Annotated in this window: 16 protein-coding genes; 8 read left to right on the top strand and 8 right to left on the bottom strand. The window is 61.7% G+C overall.

Annotated elements, in window-relative coordinates; all coding sequences use genetic code 11:
- Positions 1–131 precede the first annotated feature (131 nt).
- The 3 genes from MCB86_RS16685 to MCB86_RS16675 all read left to right on the top strand — a co-directional run bounded on the left by MCB86_RS16685 (position 132) and on the right by MCB86_RS16675 (position 2,748).
- On the top strand, positions 132–1,301 hold the full coding sequence (locus MCB86_RS16685; protein ID WP_045163167.1) for a YbfB/YjiJ family MFS transporter: 1,170 nt from the start codon (positions 132–134) through the stop codon (positions 1,299–1,301).
- Between the two features lie 46 nt (positions 1,302–1,347).
- Positions 1,348–2,352 (top strand): 23S rRNA (adenine(1618)-N(6))-methyltransferase RlmF, encoded by a 1,005-nt coding sequence (rlmF, locus tag MCB86_RS16680; protein WP_239611532.1) that lies wholly within the window; start codon positions 1,348–1,350, stop codon positions 2,350–2,352.
- 63 nt (positions 2,353–2,415) lie between these two features.
- Positions 2,416–2,748, top strand: a complete 333-nt coding sequence (locus tag MCB86_RS16675) for a hypothetical protein (protein ID WP_239611531.1) — start codon at positions 2,416–2,418, stop codon at positions 2,746–2,748.
- Positions 2,749–2,787: 39 nt separating this feature from the next.
- On the opposite strand, the gene MCB86_RS16670 is transcribed toward MCB86_RS16675, so the two are convergent.
- From MCB86_RS16670 to MCB86_RS16665, 3 genes are all read right to left on the bottom strand, one after another.
- Positions 2,788–2,979: a hypothetical protein gene (locus MCB86_RS16670; RefSeq protein ID WP_045163170.1), complete on the bottom strand. Its 192-nt coding sequence runs from the start codon at positions 2,977–2,979 to the stop codon at positions 2,788–2,790.
- A 146-nt stretch (positions 2,980–3,125) separates the two neighbouring features.
- A complete protein-coding gene (locus tag MCB86_RS22970; protein ID WP_268988828.1) occupies positions 3,126–3,248 on the bottom strand; it encodes a hypothetical protein in 123 nt (40 codons plus the stop codon).
- Positions 3,248–4,450 carry an MFS transporter gene (locus MCB86_RS16665; protein WP_196298687.1) on the bottom strand — a complete coding sequence of 401 codons (1,203 nt, stop codon included), beginning with the start codon at positions 4,448–4,450 and terminating at the stop codon, positions 3,248–3,250. Before MCB86_RS16665 ends, MCB86_RS22970 begins: the two co-directional genes overlap by 1 nt.
- 154 nt (positions 4,451–4,604) lie before the next feature.
- Here MCB86_RS16665 and yejK point away from each other — a divergent pair, with 154 nt between their 5' ends.
- Positions 4,605–5,612 (top strand): nucleoid-associated protein YejK, encoded by a 1,008-nt coding sequence (gene yejK / locus MCB86_RS16660; protein ID WP_045163172.1) that lies wholly within the window; start codon positions 4,605–4,607, stop codon positions 5,610–5,612.
- 184 nt (positions 5,613–5,796) lie between these two features.
- Complete coding sequence (locus MCB86_RS16655; RefSeq protein ID WP_045163173.1) at positions 5,797–6,594, top strand: undecaprenyl-diphosphate phosphatase; 798 nt, start codon at positions 5,797–5,799, stop codon at positions 6,592–6,594.
- 48 nt (positions 6,595–6,642) lie between these two features.
- Here MCB86_RS16655 and MCB86_RS16650 read toward each other — a convergent pair whose 3' ends face one another.
- Positions 6,643–7,581, bottom strand: a complete 939-nt coding sequence (locus tag MCB86_RS16650; RefSeq protein ID WP_239611530.1) for a glutathione S-transferase family protein — start codon at positions 7,579–7,581, stop codon at positions 6,643–6,645.
- A gap of 69 nt (positions 7,582–7,650) precedes the next feature.
- Positions 7,651–7,950, bottom strand: a complete 300-nt coding sequence (locus tag MCB86_RS16645; protein WP_045163175.1) for a GIY-YIG nuclease family protein — start codon at positions 7,948–7,950, stop codon at positions 7,651–7,653.
- 287 nt (positions 7,951–8,237) lie between these two features.
- Between MCB86_RS16645 and mltF the strand changes: the two genes are divergently transcribed.
- Entirely contained in the window at positions 8,238–9,698 is a 1,461-nt protein-coding gene (gene mltF / locus MCB86_RS16640) for a membrane-bound lytic murein transglycosylase MltF (RefSeq protein WP_045163176.1), read from the top strand.
- A 12-nt stretch (positions 9,699–9,710) separates the two neighbouring features.
- On the opposite strand, the gene ybaK is transcribed toward mltF, so the two are convergent.
- Both ybaK and metE read right to left on the bottom strand, forming a co-directional pair.
- A complete protein-coding gene (gene ybaK, locus MCB86_RS16635) occupies positions 9,711–10,181 on the bottom strand; it encodes a Cys-tRNA(Pro) deacylase (RefSeq protein WP_239611529.1) in 471 nt (156 codons plus the stop codon).
- 109 nt (positions 10,182–10,290) lie between these two features.
- Complete coding sequence (gene metE, locus MCB86_RS16630) at positions 10,291–12,591, bottom strand: 5-methyltetrahydropteroyltriglutamate--homocysteine S-methyltransferase (RefSeq protein WP_239611528.1); 2,301 nt, start codon at positions 12,589–12,591, stop codon at positions 10,291–10,293.
- A 157-nt stretch (positions 12,592–12,748) separates the two neighbouring features.
- Between metE and MCB86_RS16625 the strand changes: the two genes are divergently transcribed.
- On the top strand, positions 12,749–13,339 hold the full coding sequence (locus MCB86_RS16625; RefSeq protein WP_045163179.1) for an exopolysaccharide biosynthesis protein: 591 nt from the start codon (positions 12,749–12,751) through the stop codon (positions 13,337–13,339).
- Positions 13,340–13,553: 214 nt separating this feature from the next.
- Positions 13,554–14,480, top strand: a complete 927-nt coding sequence (gene metR, locus MCB86_RS16620) for a transcriptional regulator MetR (RefSeq protein ID WP_045163180.1) — start codon at positions 13,554–13,556, stop codon at positions 14,478–14,480.
- A gap of 8 nt (positions 14,481–14,488) precedes the next feature.
- Here the strand turns inward: metR and MCB86_RS16615 are convergent, their stop codons facing one another.
- On the bottom strand, positions 14,489–15,613 hold the full coding sequence (locus MCB86_RS16615; protein WP_239611527.1) for a GNAT family N-acetyltransferase: 1,125 nt from the start codon (positions 15,611–15,613) through the stop codon (positions 14,489–14,491).
- Between the last annotated feature and the right edge of the window lie 50 nt (positions 15,614–15,663).

Raw genomic sequence — 15,663 nt, 5'->3', positions numbered from 1 at the left:
AGTATGTGGCATACCGGGAGTCGTCTTCGCCAGGTGGATCTGCTGGCTGGTCGCCCCGCCATAGGTAGCGTGGTCGTTTGCCTCAGCAGCCGCTAAGCTGTGATCCCTTTTCGCTGATAGTCCACATCTCGATGTCTCGACGCCCCGCCCTGTTTCCGGTCCTGCTGGCCGGCGCCATCTTGCTGCTGGTCGTTCACGGGCTGGGCCGTTTCGTCTACACCCCGCTACTTCCGTGGCTGGTGGAGGACGGCCTGCTGACGGTACGAGAAGGCGCCAGTATCGCCACTTGGAATTATCTGGGCTATCTCATCGGCGCATTATTGGCGTTACGCTGGCACCGCGTCGCGCAAATCCGCCGCAGTCTGCCTTGGGCCCTGGTGGTGCATGTACTCAGTACGCTGGCGCAAACCCAGGCCGATTCAGCCGATGCGCTTTCGGCGCTTCGTCTACTCAATGGAATCAGCAACGGGCTGGTCTTCGTTCAGGCACCTTCGCTGATTCTCGAGTGGCTGGCGCGCCAGCAGCGTGTGTCATCCAGCGGGCTGGTGTACCTGGGTGCCTGTGTTGGGCTGATTCTCTCCAGTCTGCTAGTCAGCCTTAGCAATGGCGTGCTGACAGGTGCGGACCGCTGGTGGCCGGCGGCGCTGCTGTCCTTACCCTTGGCATGGTGGGGCTGGCGGCAGCTAGCTCGCCTGGACATGCCGGAAACGCCCCTCGCCGACGAATCGGAACACGTGCCGAGCGGGCGCCTGCTGGACCGCGCCAGTACACCGCTGTTTCTGTCCTACGCCGGGGCCGGCATGGGCTACATCCTGCCGATGACGTTTCTGCCGATGGTCGCGCGTCTGCAGGTCGAGCCCGGCGACCTGCTCATCGAGAGCAGCTGGCTGGTGGTTGCACTCGCAACGCTGCCCTCCCCCTGGTTGTGGAACCGCCTCGGTGCTCTGCTGGGCGATGTGCTGGCCTTGCGCTTGAGCTATGTCGCTCAACTACTCGGCGTGCTGGCAGCACTGTTGCTGCCGGGTGCGTCAGGCATTCTGCTTTGCGCCGTACTGGTCGGCGGTACCTTTCTCGGCACGGTCCTGCTGACCCAGCGCTTGGCACGCGCACTGCACCCGCACCAGGGCCCGCGGCTATCGGCGGCACTGATTGCGCTCTACAGCCTGACTCAGTTGGCCGGCCCTTGGCTTACGGGTATCTGGCTTTCCATGGGGGGCTCGCTGCACAGCGCATTCTGGCTCGGTGCCGGCGCGCTGCTCTGGGGCCTGGGCTGGATGCTGCAGGTTCCACGTCGCGCCTGAAAGCTGTGGGACAATGCCGGTTTTCACCGTTACCAGCAGCCGAAAAATGACCGTCCGCAAATCCGTCAACCCGCCAGCACGGGCCGCCAAATCAGCTGAAGGCAAGGCCACCCTGCATCCGCGTAACCGCCATAGCGGACGCTACGACTTTCCCGCACTGATCGCTGGCAGCCCAGAGCTGGCCGAGTTCGTGATCATCAACCCCTACGGCAAGCAGAGCATCGATTTCGCCAACCCGGATGCCGTACGCGTGTTCAACCGCGCCTTGCTCAAGCAATTCTACGGGATCGCGCATTGGGACATTCCGCCAGGCTATCTATGCCCGCCGATCCCTGGGCGGGCCGACTACCTGCATGGTCTGGCCGACCTGCTGGCGGACGAAAACGCTGGTGAAATCCCTCGCGGCACGCGCATTCATGCGCTGGACATCGGTACCGGTGCCAACTGCATTTACCCACTGATCGGTGTGCGCGAGTACGGCTGGCGCTTTACCGGCACGGACATCGACGTGATAGCCCTGGCTTCGGCGCGTACCATCGTCGCGGCGAACAAGCTGGGCAAAAGCATCGCGTTGCGCCAGCAGAGCGATCCAGGGCATATCTTCGAACACTTAATACGGCGTGACGATCGCTTCGACATCACGCTCTGCAATCCTCCCTTTCATGCATCACAAGCCGAGGCGAGCAGTGGCAGCCAACGCAAATGGCGCAACCTCGGCAAACTCGACCCCAAGCGCAAATTGCCGGCCCTCAACTTCGGCGGCCAGGCGGCGGAGCTGTGGTGCGAAGGGGGCGAGGCGGCATTCATTGCCCGGCTGGCGGACGAAAGCCGCGGCGTGGCGCAACAGGTCTGCTGGTTCAGCACGCTGGTGTCCAAGGGTGGCAATGTGCAGCCGTTGCAGGGGCGCCTGAAAAAGCTCGGAGCCCAGCAGATACGCCTATCGGACATGGCACAAGGGCAGAAGCGCAGTCGCTTCGTCGCCTGGACCTTTCTGGCCGAAGAACAACAGCGCGAGTGGCGCGCGACGCGTTGGATGCGCCAGCCGACCTGATCAGCTCAGCGGGCGACGGAAGTACCTGGGCGCATCCTCGTAGCCCAGTCGCGCATAGAAGCGATGAGCCCCTTCGCGACGAACATCGCAATGAAGCTCCATGCGATCGCAACCGCGGGCTCGGGCGCGCTGCTCGGCAGCCTGCACCAGCCGTTCACCGGTCCCCTGGCTGCGCGCCGTCGAGTCGACACACAGATAGCTGATTCGGCAGAAGTCGCCTTCGAGCGCCAACTGGACGATGAAGTGCAGGGAAATGAAGCCGAGCAGTTGCCCCTCACCTCCTTCGGCTACCAGCAGGCAGGCATCGGCATGATTCAGGTGCTGCTGAAGGCGACGCTCGATGACGTCATCGTTTGCCGGGTAGCCAAGCTCGCCGAGCAGGCGGGCTATTGCTGATGCATCAGTACGGCGCGCGTCGCGCACATGGGGCATTGCTCAGACCGCCACGTCCCAGAGCTGCTTGTTCTTCAGCGCCATGGTCTGGATGTAACGTGGCTCACCGTTGATCTCTTCCAGTTCGGTCATGCCGGCGAGTTCGCCGACCACGCGGTAGCGCTTGCCGACGCGCTTGTCCTGCAGTGGATAGAGCTGAGCGATTTGTTGGGCGAGTTCGGTAAGAGTGGACATGGTTCGGTGGCTCCAGATAACTGCATGCCGCAGCTTTTTACAGGCATTAGATGACGGTTACGCGACAGTTTCACTCGTCTCGCTTGTTGGAGCCATCTTTGGCTGATTGATTCCTTAGCCAGCGCAAAAACTGCCCAAACGATCGATCAGCAAATACCGACACCCAACTGGAGCAGCGCCAACCCGCCCTGCCGCCAACCCCAAAAGATCGCCGCCATGAGCAGCGCCAACAGCATGACGCCGCCGGTCCAGAGCCACCCGCCACGCATCAGGCCATCTCCGCAGCCAGGCGCACCCGCTCGACCGGTTGCTCGCGAATCGGCCAGTTCAGCGCGGCGGCCATCAGGCTGAGCGCGATGGAAATTTGCCAGACCAGGTCGTAGCTGCCGGTCTGGTCGTATACCCAGCCGCCCAGCCAGCCGCCAAAGAACGAGCCGATCTGATGGAACAGGAAGACGATGCCACCGAGCATCGACAGGTTGCGCACGCCGAAGAGCGTCGCCACCGTGCCGTTGGTCAGCGGGACCGTGGAGAGCCACAGTAAGCCCATCGCGATACCAAAGGCATACGCGGTCCACAGCGTCAGCGGAGCGAAGAAGAACGCGCTGATCACCACCGCTCGGAGCAGGTAGAGCGCGGTCAGCAGCTTGGGTTTCGAATAACAGCCGCCGAGCCATCCGGCGGTATAGGTCCCCACCACATTGAATAGCCCGACCAGCGCCAGCACGGTTGTGCCCGCCATGGCCGGTAGATGCTGATCCACCAAATACGCTGGCAGATGCACGCCGATGAACACCACCTGAAAACCGCAAACGAAGAACCCCAGCGCCAGCAGGCGGAACCCGGAATGACTGACCGCCTCGCTCAGCGCCTCGACCAGCGACTGTTGCGGTCCGGTCACCGGTGCCGGCGGTCCGCTACGCAACATCAGCGCCAGCGGCATGATCAATGCGACCAGCAGGCCCAACGCCAGTAGGGCCGACGACCAGCCCAGCCAGCTGATCAGGCCGAGTGTGCCGGGGAGCATGGCGAATTGACCGAACGAACCGGCGGCGCTGGCGATACCCATGGCCATGCTGCGCTTCTCGGCCGGCACGGCGCGGCCGACCGCGCCAAGGATCACGGAGAACGAGGTGCCGGACAGCCCCAGACCGATCAGCAGACCTGCGCTCAACGACAACGAGATCGGTGAATCCGCGCCAGCCATGAACAGCAGACCAACCGCGTAGAGCACGCCGCCGATCAATACCGTGCGAGCGACGCCGAAGCGATCCGCCAGTGCGCCGGTAACCGGCTGCGCCAGACCCCAGATCAAGTTCTGCAAGGCGATTGCAAAGGCAAAGACCTCACGCCCCCAGCCGAACTCCGCGCTCATGGGTGGCAGAAACAGGCCGAAGCCGTGCCGCGTTCCCAGGGAAACGGCCAGGATCAGAGAACCACCCAACAGAATCCAGGTACTGTTGCGCCATATCGCATTCATAGCCGACACACTTAGCAAAAACGAAGGGGGGATCCATCTTACTCGCATACCCCTACCCGTTCGCATCCACTTTTTTTTGCCCTGCGACGGGAACGGCCGCTCGGGTAAACTGCCGCCTGTCTGCCTCACCCGACGCGAGTAACCCATGCCGATTCGCCACTGCATTGTTCATCTGATCGAGAAAAAGCCGGACGGGACGCCCGCCGTGCTTCATGCCCGTGACTCGGAGCTGGGCGATTCCCAGGCTATCGAGAATCTTCTGGCCGATCTCAACGAAAGCTACAACGCCAAGCAGGGCAAGGCTTGGGGCTTCTTTCACGAGGAGTCCGGCGCCTACCCGTTCAGCGGCTGGCTGAGCCAGTACATGGAGGGCAACCAGGATTTCACGGCATTCAGTCGGCAAGCGGTGGAGCATCTGCAAAAGCTGATGGAAGAATCCAACCTCTCCACCGGCGGCCATGTGCTGTTTGCTCATTATCAACAGGGCATGACCGATTACCTGGCGATCGCTCTGCTGCACCACAGCAACGGCGTGACCGTCACCGACTCGCTGGATGTCGCCGAAGCCCGGCACCTGGATTTAGGTCAGTTGCATCTCGCCACTCGGATCAACCTCTCCGAGTGGAAGAACAACCAGCAGTCCAAGCAGTACATCTCGTTCATCAAGGGCAAGAATGGCAAGAAAGTCTCGGAGTATTTCCGCGACTTCATCGGCTGCCAGGAAGGCGTCGATGGACCCGGCGAGACACGAACCCTGCTCAAGGCATTCAGCGATTACGTCGAGAGCGAGGACCTGCCGGATGAAAAAGCGCGGGAGAAAACCAGTGCGCTGGTCGGCTACGCCAGCAGCCAGGCCAAGATCGGCGAGCCGATGTCGTTGGAGGAACTGTCCAGCGTGATCGACGAGGAGCGCCCGCGCGCCTTCTACGAGCACATCCGCAACAAGGATTACGGCCTTTCGCCGGAGATCCCGGCAGACAAGCGCACCCTCAACCAATTCCAGCGTTTCACCGGCCGCGCCGAGGGGCTGTCGATCAGCTTCGAATCCCACCTGCTGGGCTCGAAGATCGAATACGACGAAGCTCGTAACATGCTGATCATCCGACAGTTGCCCACCCAACTGACCGATCAGCTCAAACGCCGCAAGGACTGACCCACCACTGTGCAATACAGCCGGCAACGGCAAAGAGCACTCGTGCGCGTTCAGCTCGCCCGCCTTGCTGCGGGACGAGCGGAACGAAATTCGACCGCCGTCGAATGAAATGCCGGTTTGTCAGTCACATGGCTGCTCAATTGGAGCTGCCACCCCGCACGACCCGTTCTGGTAAGGATTCACAATGGATTGGCTTCACCTGATTATTCTGTCCCTGGTGCAGGGCATCACCGAATTCCTCCCGATCTCCTCCTCCGCTCACCTGATCCTTCCGTCCCAGGTATTTGGCTGGCCCGACCAAGGCCAGGCATTCGACGTCGCGGTGCACGTCGGCACGCTGTTAGCGGTGCTGATCTGCTTCCGTCATGAAGTGATCGCCACCAGCCGCGGCTGGCTGGCTCACGTGTTCAGGCAGCAGGTCAGCGCCGAGAGCCGGCTGGGTTGGGCGATCATCATCGGCACGCTGCCGGCGGCCATTCTCGGGTTGTTGCTGGAGGACTACATCGAGCAGTACACCCGCTCGATGCTGTTCATCGCTGCCACCACCATCATTTTTGGCTTGCTGCTGTGGTATGCGGACGTAAAGGGCCGTCGAGTCGCCGAGATGGATCAATTGACCTGGAAGAGCGCGTTGATCATCGGTTTCGCCCAGGCCCTGGCGCTGATCCCCGGCACGTCCCGCTCGGGCATCACCATGACTGCCGCGCTACTGCTCGGTTTTACTCGGCAGACAGCTGCGCGCTTCTCGTTTCTGCTGTCGATACCGCTGATTCTCGCAGCGGGTGGGCTGAAGGCCGTCGAGCTGGTTCAGTCCGGGGAAGACGCGCAATGGAACGACATTTTCATCGGTGCGGCCCTGTCTTTCGTCGCCGCCTTCCTCTGCATCAAACTGTTTCTCAAGGCCCTGGATGCACTGGGCATGCTGCCTTTCGTGATCTATCGGCTGCTGCTGGGCGTCACGTTGCTGTTCATCGCCCTGTAAGCCGTGCAGAGCGCCCGCGGCCCAACCGCGGTCCGCGGGTGCATCGCATCAAGAGGCCTCGATGCGATAGCCGATACGCGGAAAATGCACGTGCACGACGCCAGCGCGCTCGTCTTCACGTCGCAGGATCAGCTCTTCTACACCAGCGAACACCAGTTCACCCGTCACCGGATCGGTCCCGTAATCCACGGCGGCAATCGTCACCTGCTGGCCTGCCTGGAAGCCGTTGGGTTCGAAGAACGCCTCGTCTGGCAATGGAGCCGGCGTGGCCTCGCGCGAACACGTCAGCGCCGCTTCGGCGGACAGCTCGCTATGCGAGCCATGTCCGACGCCCAGAATCTTGCTCAGCCAGGCGGCGACCTCCGGATAGTCCTCGACCAGCGGCGCGGTGACCGGCGTGGCCTTGAGGAACCAAAGACAATGCGCAACGGCAAAATCCGCGATGCAAGGCGCGCTTCCCAACAGGAACTCACCGGTCCCGCGCGCCAGTTGCTGCTGCAGTCGAGCCATCAGTACCGGCCAGTGACTCTTGGCCTGCTCCAGCGGAATGCGTGACACCGACCCCCCACTGAACAACTGGGCGCGATCCTCGCTGAACACCTGCACGAACTCCTTGGGTACCTGAGCGAAACGCACGGCCATGGACTCCGGCTGGAACACCAGACTCACCGCGTGCAGAAACAGCACGGAGTCGGCCCATTGTGCCAACGTCGCCGCGACGAACTCCTGGCCCTCCGGGAACAACGCGGGCGTGCTTTTTTCAGCCTCGAGGCGGCGGGCCATCAGCGCGGTATCGCAATACACGCCAGCACCGATCTGCAACACCGGAGTCCGCCGATAGCCACCGGTCAGGGCAGTGAGATCGGGCTTGGGCATGACGGGAGGAATCGCCACCGAACGCCAGGAGAGCTGCTTGAAACCCAGTATCAGGCGCGCCTTTTCAGCGAAGGGAGAGGTGGGATAGTGGTGCAGAATGATTTCGTGCATTGCAGGCTCCGCCAGTCTTGTTCAGGTAGAACGGCAGCTTACTCGCGACCAAGCAAGTGGCCTACCCGTTCAGCTGATTGCCTCGTCATTCACCGGGACACAGCCACCCTGCGCGGAAACCAGTGCCTCCTTGGCCGCTTTTTTAAGCTGCTTGATGGCACGTTCCCGGCGTAGTGCATCGCCTTTGTTGTCGCAGGCTTCGACATACACCAATGCCACCGCCGGGCTGGAATGAAAGAAACGCGCCCCTTGTCCACGCTGATGGGCGGCGAAACGGCGATGTGCATCGTCGCTTATCCCGCAGTACAGCGAACCGTTGGCGGCTCGCACCAGATAGACGAACCAGGGCTTTGCAGAAGCGACGCTCATGCGATGGGATCTCTCGATGGGTGATATGCCACGCGACGCGCCGAGTCGCCCGGCGATGGGTGCTGGATTCTCCCGATCCATCTCACCTGGAGCAAGCTAGCTGGGATCCACGATCAGTATTTGTCCGCGCATTCGACGGGTGATCATCCGATATATGGCAGCCGTCGGCGGTTGGTAAAAGGAGCCCATGCCAGCCCTGGGTTTTCGACCCATTGCCGCTTCGCTTAGCAAAGTCCGTCGATCCTGTCGAGATATGGTGGCGGTTCGCCTTTGCGTATACTGCGCCGATGTTTGCCCAAACCGCGTTCCGCAAGCGCTGCACCTCCTGGTTGCTGGCGACCGGACTCTTCCTGATGCTCAGTAGCTGCGCTGAACCGCCCAGCGCCCTCGAGCGTATTAAGGAGGAAGGTGTACTGCGCGTGATCACTCGCAACAGTCCGTCGACCTATTTCCAGGATCGCAACGGCGAAGCCGGCTTCGAATACGAGCTGGTCAAACGCTTCGCCAGCCATCTCGGCGTCAAGCTCCAAATCGAAACCGCCGACAGCATCGAGGACATTTTCACCCGCCTGAACCGCCCGGGCGGCCCAGCCCTCGCCGCTGCCGGCCTGGTGGCCAGCGAAGGACGCAAGGATCTCGCACGTTTCACCAAACCCTACCTGGACGTCACGACTCAAGTGGTTTATCGCCGGGGGCAACGCCGGCCGACCCAACCCGAAGACCTCGTAGGCAAGCGCATCCTGGTTCTCAAGGGCAGCAGTCAGGCGGAAAAACTCAAGGCGCTGCAGGCCGAACTGCCGGAGCTGCGCTACGAGGAATCCGACGCGGTAGAGGTGGTGGATCTGCTGCGCATGGTCGATGAGGGTCAAGTCGACCTGACGCTGGTCGAATCGAATGAGCTGGCTCTCAATCAGGTCTATTTCACCAACGCACGGGCGGCATTCGAGTTGGGTGAACAGAACAGCCTGTCCTGGATCATCGGCAAGGGTGAAGACGACAGCGTGCTCGAGGCGGCCAACCAGTTCCTCGACCAGGCGCGGGAGAACGGCACGCTGCAGCGTCTGCGCGAACGGTACTACGGCCACGTCGACGTACTCGGTTATGTCGGTGCCTACGCCTTCGCCAAACACTTGCAGCAACGTTTGCCGCGGTATGAAAAGGTTTTCCGCGAGACGGCCAAGGAGCATGGGGTGGACTGGCGCCTGCTTGCCGCAATTGGCTACCAGGAATCTCATTGGCAACCGGACGCCACGTCAAAAACCGGTGTGCGCGGTCTGATGATGCTGACGCTGAACACGGCCAAGGCCATGGGTGTGAACAATCGCCTCGATCCGGCACAGAGTATTCAGGGCGGCGGAAAGTACATTGCCCGAATCCACGACAACCTGCCTGAAAGCATCAAAGAGCCCGATCGCACCTGGTTCGCCCTGGCCGCCTACAACATCGGCGGTGGTCATCTGGAAGATGCGCGCATACTGGCCGAGAGCGAAGGCCTGGACCCGAACAAGTGGTTGGACGTCAAGCAGATGCTGCCCCGCCTGGCGCAGAAACAGTGGTACACCAAGACGCGCTACGGTTATGCCCGCGGCGGTGAGCCGGTGCACTTCGTCGCCAACATTCGCCGTTACTACGACATCCTGACCTGGGTGACCCAGCCACAGATGGAAGGCCAGCAACTGGTGCATAACGAGTTTCACATCCCCGGCGTCAATGCCACCGACCTCGGCGAAATCCTGCCGCCTCTGTAAGCCCTTCCAAATTCACGGCCGGCCGATCGGCGCGAAGCTGCCGGCGGTATGCTCGGCCAATATCTCGGCGCCCAGTTCGACCTCCAGCCCCCGCCGCCCTGCACTGACATAGATGCTCGGCTGCGCCTGCGCCGAGCTGTCGATAAAGGTACGCAGCCGCTTTTTCTGACCCAGCGGACTGATCCCACCCACCAGGTAACCTGTCGCCCGTTGCGCGGCCATCGGATCGGCCATCTCGACCTTCTTCACTTTGGCCGCCTGAGCCAGCGCCTTCAGATCAAGCGTACCGGCGACCGGCACCACGGCGACCAGCAGCTCATTCTTCTCGCTGCAGGCCAGCAGCGTCTTGAATACCCGCGCAGGTTCGAGACCGAGCTTTTCGGCGGCCTCGAGGCCATAGGAAGCGGACTTCGGATCGTGCTCATAACTGTGAATGCGGTGCTCGGCTTTAGCCTTCTTCAGGAGATCGATGGCGGGCGTCATGGCGAAAGGATCATTAGATGGAGGTCGCTACATTAGCCAAAAACACAACGGCCCGCACGCTGTGCGGGCCGCTGATGTCACGACATGCCAGCGGCCTGCCGACTCCGGCTCAGGCCACCTTGGACCGCTGCGTCGCACGCAGCTGCCGTGCCGCCGCCACCATGTTGACCAGTGCCGCCTCGGTTTCCGGCCAGCCGCGGGTCTTCAGGCCGCAGTCGGGATTGACCCAGAGCCGCTCAGCGGGGATGCGCTCGCTGGCTTTTTCCAGCAACTGCACCATTTCCTGCGTATCCGGTATCCGCGGCGAATGGATGTCGTAGACGCCCGGGCCGATGTCGTTGGGATAATCGAAGGCACGGAAGGCCTCGAGCAGTTCCATTTGCGAACGCGAGGTTTCGATGGTGATGACATCGGCGTCCATTGCGGCGATCGATTCGATGACATCGTTGAACTCGCTGTAGCACATGTGCGTATGGATCTGCGTCTCGTCACGCACGCCACTGGCGCACAGACGGAACGCCTCGACTGCCCAGTCGAGATAGCCCTGCCACTGCGCGCGACGCAGCGGCAATCCTTCGCGGAACGCAGCTTCGTCGATCTGCACGATTTTGATGCCGGCCGCTTCCAGATCACACACCTCGTCACGGATCGCCAGTGCCAGCTGCCGGGCCTGCTGCTCGCGACTGAGATCCTCGCGGGTGAAGGACCACATCAGCATCGTCACCGGGCCGGTGAGCATGCCCTTTATGACTTTGCCGGTCTGCTGCTGTGCATAGCGGATCCACTCCACCGTCATGGGCGCTGGACGACTCAGATCGCCGTAGATGACCGCCGGTTTGACGCAACGAGAGCCGTAACTCTGCACCCAGCCGAAACGGGTGAAGGCGTAGCCGTCCAACTGCTCAGCGAAGTATTCGACCATGTCGTTGCGCTCAGCCTCACCGTGCACCAACACATCCAGGCCCAGTTGTTCCTGCACGGCTATCGCATGACGGATCTCCGCCTGCATCGCCTCTGTGTACTCGGTCAACCCCAGCTTGCCCTGCTTGAAGGCCTGGCGTGCCAGACGGATCGCCGGCGTCTGCGGAAAGGAGCCGATGGTCGTGGTCGGGAATGCCGGCAGTCCCAGCCGCGCACGCTGCTTGTCGATCCGCTCGGCGAAAGGCGACTGACGCTGGCTATCAAGCGGGTCGATAGCGGCCAGACGCGCCTGCACTTCGGGCTTATGGATACGCGGCGATTGCGTCCGATTGGTCTGAACATCCCGGCTGTGCTGCAACGCGGCCTGTACCCGGGCGTCTTCGGGGGTGTCCAGCGCACGTGCCAGGACCGCGACTTCAGCGCATTTCTGCACGGCAAACGCGAGCCAGTTTCTGAGCTCAGCGTCCAGTTGATCTTCGCGAGCCAGATCCACGGGGGTATGCAGCAACGAACAGGAAGGGGCAACCCATAACCGATCGCCGAGACGCTCGCGTGCATGCCGCAGCACATCCAGCGCCTTGTCCAGATCGCAGCGCCAGACGTTGCGACCGTTGACCAGACCAAGGGAGAGAACCTTGTAGGTCGGCAGCCGATCGAGAATGACCGGGTACTGCTCCGGTGCACGCACCAGATCGATGTGCAGACCATCCACAGGCAATGCGGCCGCCAGTCCCAGATTATCTTCCAGGCCGCCAAAATAGGTCGCGACCAGCTTCTTCAGCGGCGCTCTTTGCAGCAGATGATAGGCCCGCTCGAAGGCATTCCTCCAATCCTGCGGCAGGTCCAATACCAAAATTGGTTCATCGATCTGTACCCAATCCACGCCTTGCGCAGCCAACCGCTCGAGCACCTCGCCGTAAATCGGCAGCAAGCGTTCGAGCAGCTCCAGCTTGTCGAACGCTTCCCCCTTGGCCTTGCCCTGCCAGAGATAGGTCAGCGGGCCGATCAGTACCGGCTTCACCGCATGCCCCCGCGCCTTGGCCTCCTCGACCTCCTCGAACAATTGGGTCCAACACAGGCTGAAGGATTGATCCGCAGTGAATTCAGGCACCAGATAGTGGTAGTTGGTATCGAACCATTTGGTCATTTCCTGTGCCTGTCCGCTGCCGCAGCAGCTCTGGCTGACGCCGCGCGCCATGGCGAACAGAGTGTCCAATGTCGGTGCGCCATCGGCCGGACGAAACCGCTCGGGGATCACGCCAAACATCAGCGAGTGCGTCAGGACTTGGTCGTACCAAGCGAAATCACCAACGGGCAACAGCTCGATCCCCGCGTCGGCCTGCAATTGCCAATGCGCAGCACGCAGTTCACGGCCCACTTGGCGTAGTGCTTCCTCGGTCAGGTCGCCCTTCCAGTACGCCTCCAGCGCCTTCTTCAACTCCCGATCGGCGCCGATGCGCGGGAAACCCAGGGAATGAGCAACAGCCATAACAATCTCCAATTCATTTCGCTTCGATGGAGGAGATTGTGGTCGTAGCCAGAGAATGAAACAAACTAATGCATTTTGTTTTGAATAGTAAAAAATTTCATATTGTCGTTTTTTCGCTTTTGTTCTCTAACACTCCAAAGGCATAAGAAGAACTGAAATGATTGGCAGACAACAACCGGAGAATCTTGAAGGTCTGCTGGAGCGCCTCAGCCAGGCTGGCGAACCCAGCGAGCCGGTTACCATCCAGGGCATGCTCGAAGCGACCGGCCACCGCAGCTTCGGAGCCTTGTTGCTGGTGCCGGGTTTATTGGTGTTTTCGCCCCTGTCGGGTATCCCCGGACTGCCAAGCTTGTTTGCCGTCATGGTGGGGCTGATCGCACTCCAAATTTTGATCGGGCGCAAACACTTCTGGCTGCCCCGGTGGTTGCTTCAGCGTCGGGCATCGCGGGGTAAATACGATCGGGCCATCGCCTTTCTGCAGCGTCCCGCGCGCTGGGTCGATCGGCTGTTGCGGCATCGCCTGACCTTTCTCACCGAAGGCCTCGCAGTACGCCTCAATGCGCTGGTATGCCTGCTGATCGCCGCCACCATGCCGCCACTCGAGCTGATCCCGTTCGGCAATTCTGCCGCGGGCGCCGCGCTGAGTTTCCTCGGGCTGGGCATGATGGCGCGCGACGGCGCCCTGGTAATCGTCGCCCTCCTGTTTCTCGGCGTGCTGGTTTATCTGGTCAGCCGCATCTGGATGTGACCCGCCTCATCACCTCTGCATCCCGCGTCTCGGCGAAGACAACCTTTTGCGAGACGCGGGTGAGTTCAGTCGCCATTCTGCCTGCTCGACAATAGCCATCGCGCTGGAACACACTTCGCCAACACAATGAGTGATGCTCAAGTCATCGTAGTATCCCCGATCGAGTATTTCCTCGGATCCTGGCCCCGATACCGTCACAGCAGGAAGCCGCAGCATGCTGGAAATCCGCCACCTGAAAACCCTTCATGCTTTGCGCGAAACCGACAGCCTCGTCGAAGCGGCCGAGCGCCTGCATCTGACCCAGTCGGCGCTGTCGCACCAATTCAAGGAACTGGAGGAACGTCTGGGCCTGCAGCTGTTCGTGCGCAAGACCCGCCCCGTGCGCTTCACCAGTGCCGGCTTGCGCCTGCTGCAACTGGCGGACAGCCTGTTACCGCAACTGCGCAGCGCCGAGCGTGACCTGGCGAGGCTGGCCGGTGGCACGGCGGGCCGCCTGCACATGGCCATCGAATGCCACAGCTGCTTCCAGTGGCTGATGCCCACGATCGACCAGTTCCGCGATGCCTGGCCGGAAGTCGAACTCGATCTCGCCTCGGGCTTCTCGTTCGCGCCGCTGCCGGCTTTGGCTCGCGGCGATCTGGATCTGGTCGTGACCTCCGATCCGATCGAGCTGCCCGGCATCACCTATGTCCCGTTGTTTACCTATGAGGCCCTGCTGGCGGTCGCCAACCAGCATCCCTTGGCCAATCGGCCCTACGTGCGCGCCGAAGACCTGGCCAGCGAAACCCTGATTACCTATCCGGTGGAGCGCGACCGGTTGGATATCTTCACCCGGTTTCTCGAGCCGGCGGATGTCGAGCCGGCGCAGGTCCGTACCTCTGAGCTGACAGTGATGATGATGCAGTTGGTGGCCTCGGGCCGCGGTGTCTGTTGCGTACCGAACTGGGCGCTGCACGAATACAGCACCCGCGGTTATGTCACCGCCAAGCGCCTGGGTGAAAAAGGACTGTTTGCTACGCTGTTCGCCGGCATTCGCGCCGACATGCTGGATTCGCCATTCATGCGCGATTTCCTGCTGACCGCCAAGGACACTTCCTTCTCGACCCTGGAAGGCGTCAGCGCGGCGCAGAAAGCGAAATAGAGCGTCCTTCAGTCCTGCCGATAGGGCAGCGCATTGCGCGCTGCCTCGGCGTAACGCCGCACTCCGACGCGTTCCTGTTCGAGAAATTCGCTCACCGCGGCGCGCAGCCCGGGGTGTCGCAGGTAATGCCAGGAACGGGTAATCACCGGCTCGAAGCCACGAATGAGCTTGTGTTCGCCCTGGGCCCCGGCATCGAAGCGAGACAGCCCGGCAGCGATGGCCTGATCGATACCCTGATAGAAGCAGGTCTCGAAGTGCAGCCGATCGAACTCGGCAAGACAGCCCCAGTAACGTCCGTAGAGCCCATGTGCATCGACCAGACTGAAGGCCATGGCCACCATCCGGCCGCCCTGCCGGGCTAGCACGACGCGGATCACCTCCGGCATCCGCTCGGCCAGCAGGCTGAAGAAGCTTCGCGTCAGGTAGGGTGCCTGCCCGCGTACGTAGTAGGTATTGGCATAACAGGCGTAGACGAAATCCCACTCGGCCTCTGTGAGCTGATGGCCTGCGCGCCACTCGAAATCGACCCCCTGCCCTGCCACCTGCTCACGTTCTTTGCGCAACTGCTTGCGCTTGCGTGACGTGAGGCTGTCGAGAAAATCCTGAAAATCGCGGTAGCCGCGGTTGTGCCAGTGGAATTGACAGCCGATGCGTTCCAGCCAGCCGTCGCGCCCACGAAAGATCGAGTCGGCATCCGGCTCGGTGAAGTTCACATGCAGGCTCGAATGGCCTCCTTCAGCCAGCCCCGCAGCGAGCTGGTCGAGCAGCTGACCAGCCGCCACAGGGTCGCCCAGCAGACGCGCACCAGTAACAGGCGAGAACGGCACCGCGCAGAGCAGCTTCGGGTAGTACTCAATGCCCGCGCGATGGCAGGCGTCGGCCCAGGCCCAATCGAACACGTATTCTCCGTTGGAGTTGGTCTTGCGATACAGCGGCAGCGCCGCTTGCACGGCGCCCTTTGCATCGATCAGCAATCGATGCAAAGGGCGCCAGCCCGTACGACCGCCGATACTGGCGCTGTCTTCGAGACTGGAGAGAAAGGCGTGGCGCAGAAAAGGCTGGGGAGCTGTTAGCAGCGCGTCCCACTGCTGAGGCTCGATCTCGGCAAGGCGGGAAACTGTCTGGATAGGCATGCCGAGCAGTCTGGCCTGTCGCAAGCAGGAAGAAAAGTGCCTGACAACTG

The organism is Pseudomonas sp. KSR10, assembly GCF_022355455.1.
Lineage (GTDB): Bacteria > Pseudomonadota > Gammaproteobacteria > Pseudomonadales > Pseudomonadaceae > Stutzerimonas > Stutzerimonas stutzeri_E.
Note: the sequence above shows the minus strand (reverse complement) of the source record. Positions and strands in the feature narration are given on the sequence as shown.

Excerpts from the sequence above, each read along its gene's own strand:
- metR (WP_045163180.1), top strand. The coding sequence starts at position 13,554 with ATGCTGGAAATCCGCCACCTGAAAACCCTTCATGCTTTGCGCGAAACC.
- MCB86_RS16675 (WP_239611531.1), top strand. The coding sequence starts at position 2,416 with ATGAGCCCCTTCGCGACGAACATCGCAATGAAGCTCCATGCGATCGCA.
- rlmF (WP_239611532.1), top strand. The coding sequence starts at position 1,348 with ATGACCGTCCGCAAATCCGTCAACCCGCCAGCACGGGCCGCCAAATCA.
- ybaK (WP_239611529.1), bottom strand. The coding sequence starts at position 10,181 with ATGACGCCCGCCATCGATCTCCTGAAGAAGGCTAAAGCCGAGCACCGC.
- MCB86_RS16655 (WP_045163173.1), top strand. The coding sequence starts at position 5,797 with ATGGATTGGCTTCACCTGATTATTCTGTCCCTGGTGCAGGGCATCACC.
- MCB86_RS16685 (WP_045163167.1), top strand. The coding sequence starts at position 132 with ATGTCTCGACGCCCCGCCCTGTTTCCGGTCCTGCTGGCCGGCGCCATC.
- MCB86_RS16645 (WP_045163175.1), bottom strand. The coding sequence starts at position 7,950 with ATGAGCGTCGCTTCTGCAAAGCCCTGGTTCGTCTATCTGGTGCGAGCC.
- MCB86_RS16650 (WP_239611530.1), bottom strand. The coding sequence starts at position 7,581 with ATGCACGAAATCATTCTGCACCACTATCCCACCTCTCCCTTCGCTGAA.
- metE (WP_239611528.1), bottom strand. The coding sequence starts at position 12,591 with ATGGCTGTTGCTCATTCCCTGGGTTTCCCGCGCATCGGCGCCGATCGG.
- mltF (WP_045163176.1), top strand. The coding sequence starts at position 8,238 with ATGTTTGCCCAAACCGCGTTCCGCAAGCGCTGCACCTCCTGGTTGCTG.
- MCB86_RS16670 (WP_045163170.1), bottom strand. The coding sequence starts at position 2,979 with ATGTCCACTCTTACCGAACTCGCCCAACAAATCGCTCAGCTCTATCCA.
- MCB86_RS16625 (WP_045163179.1), top strand. The coding sequence starts at position 12,749 with ATGATTGGCAGACAACAACCGGAGAATCTTGAAGGTCTGCTGGAGCGC.
- MCB86_RS22970 (WP_268988828.1), bottom strand. The coding sequence starts at position 3,248 with ATGCGTGGCGGGTGGCTCTGGACCGGCGGCGTCATGCTGTTGGCGCTG.
- MCB86_RS16615 (WP_239611527.1), bottom strand. The coding sequence starts at position 15,613 with ATGCCTATCCAGACAGTTTCCCGCCTTGCCGAGATCGAGCCTCAGCAG.
- yejK (WP_045163172.1), top strand. The coding sequence starts at position 4,605 with ATGCCGATTCGCCACTGCATTGTTCATCTGATCGAGAAAAAGCCGGAC.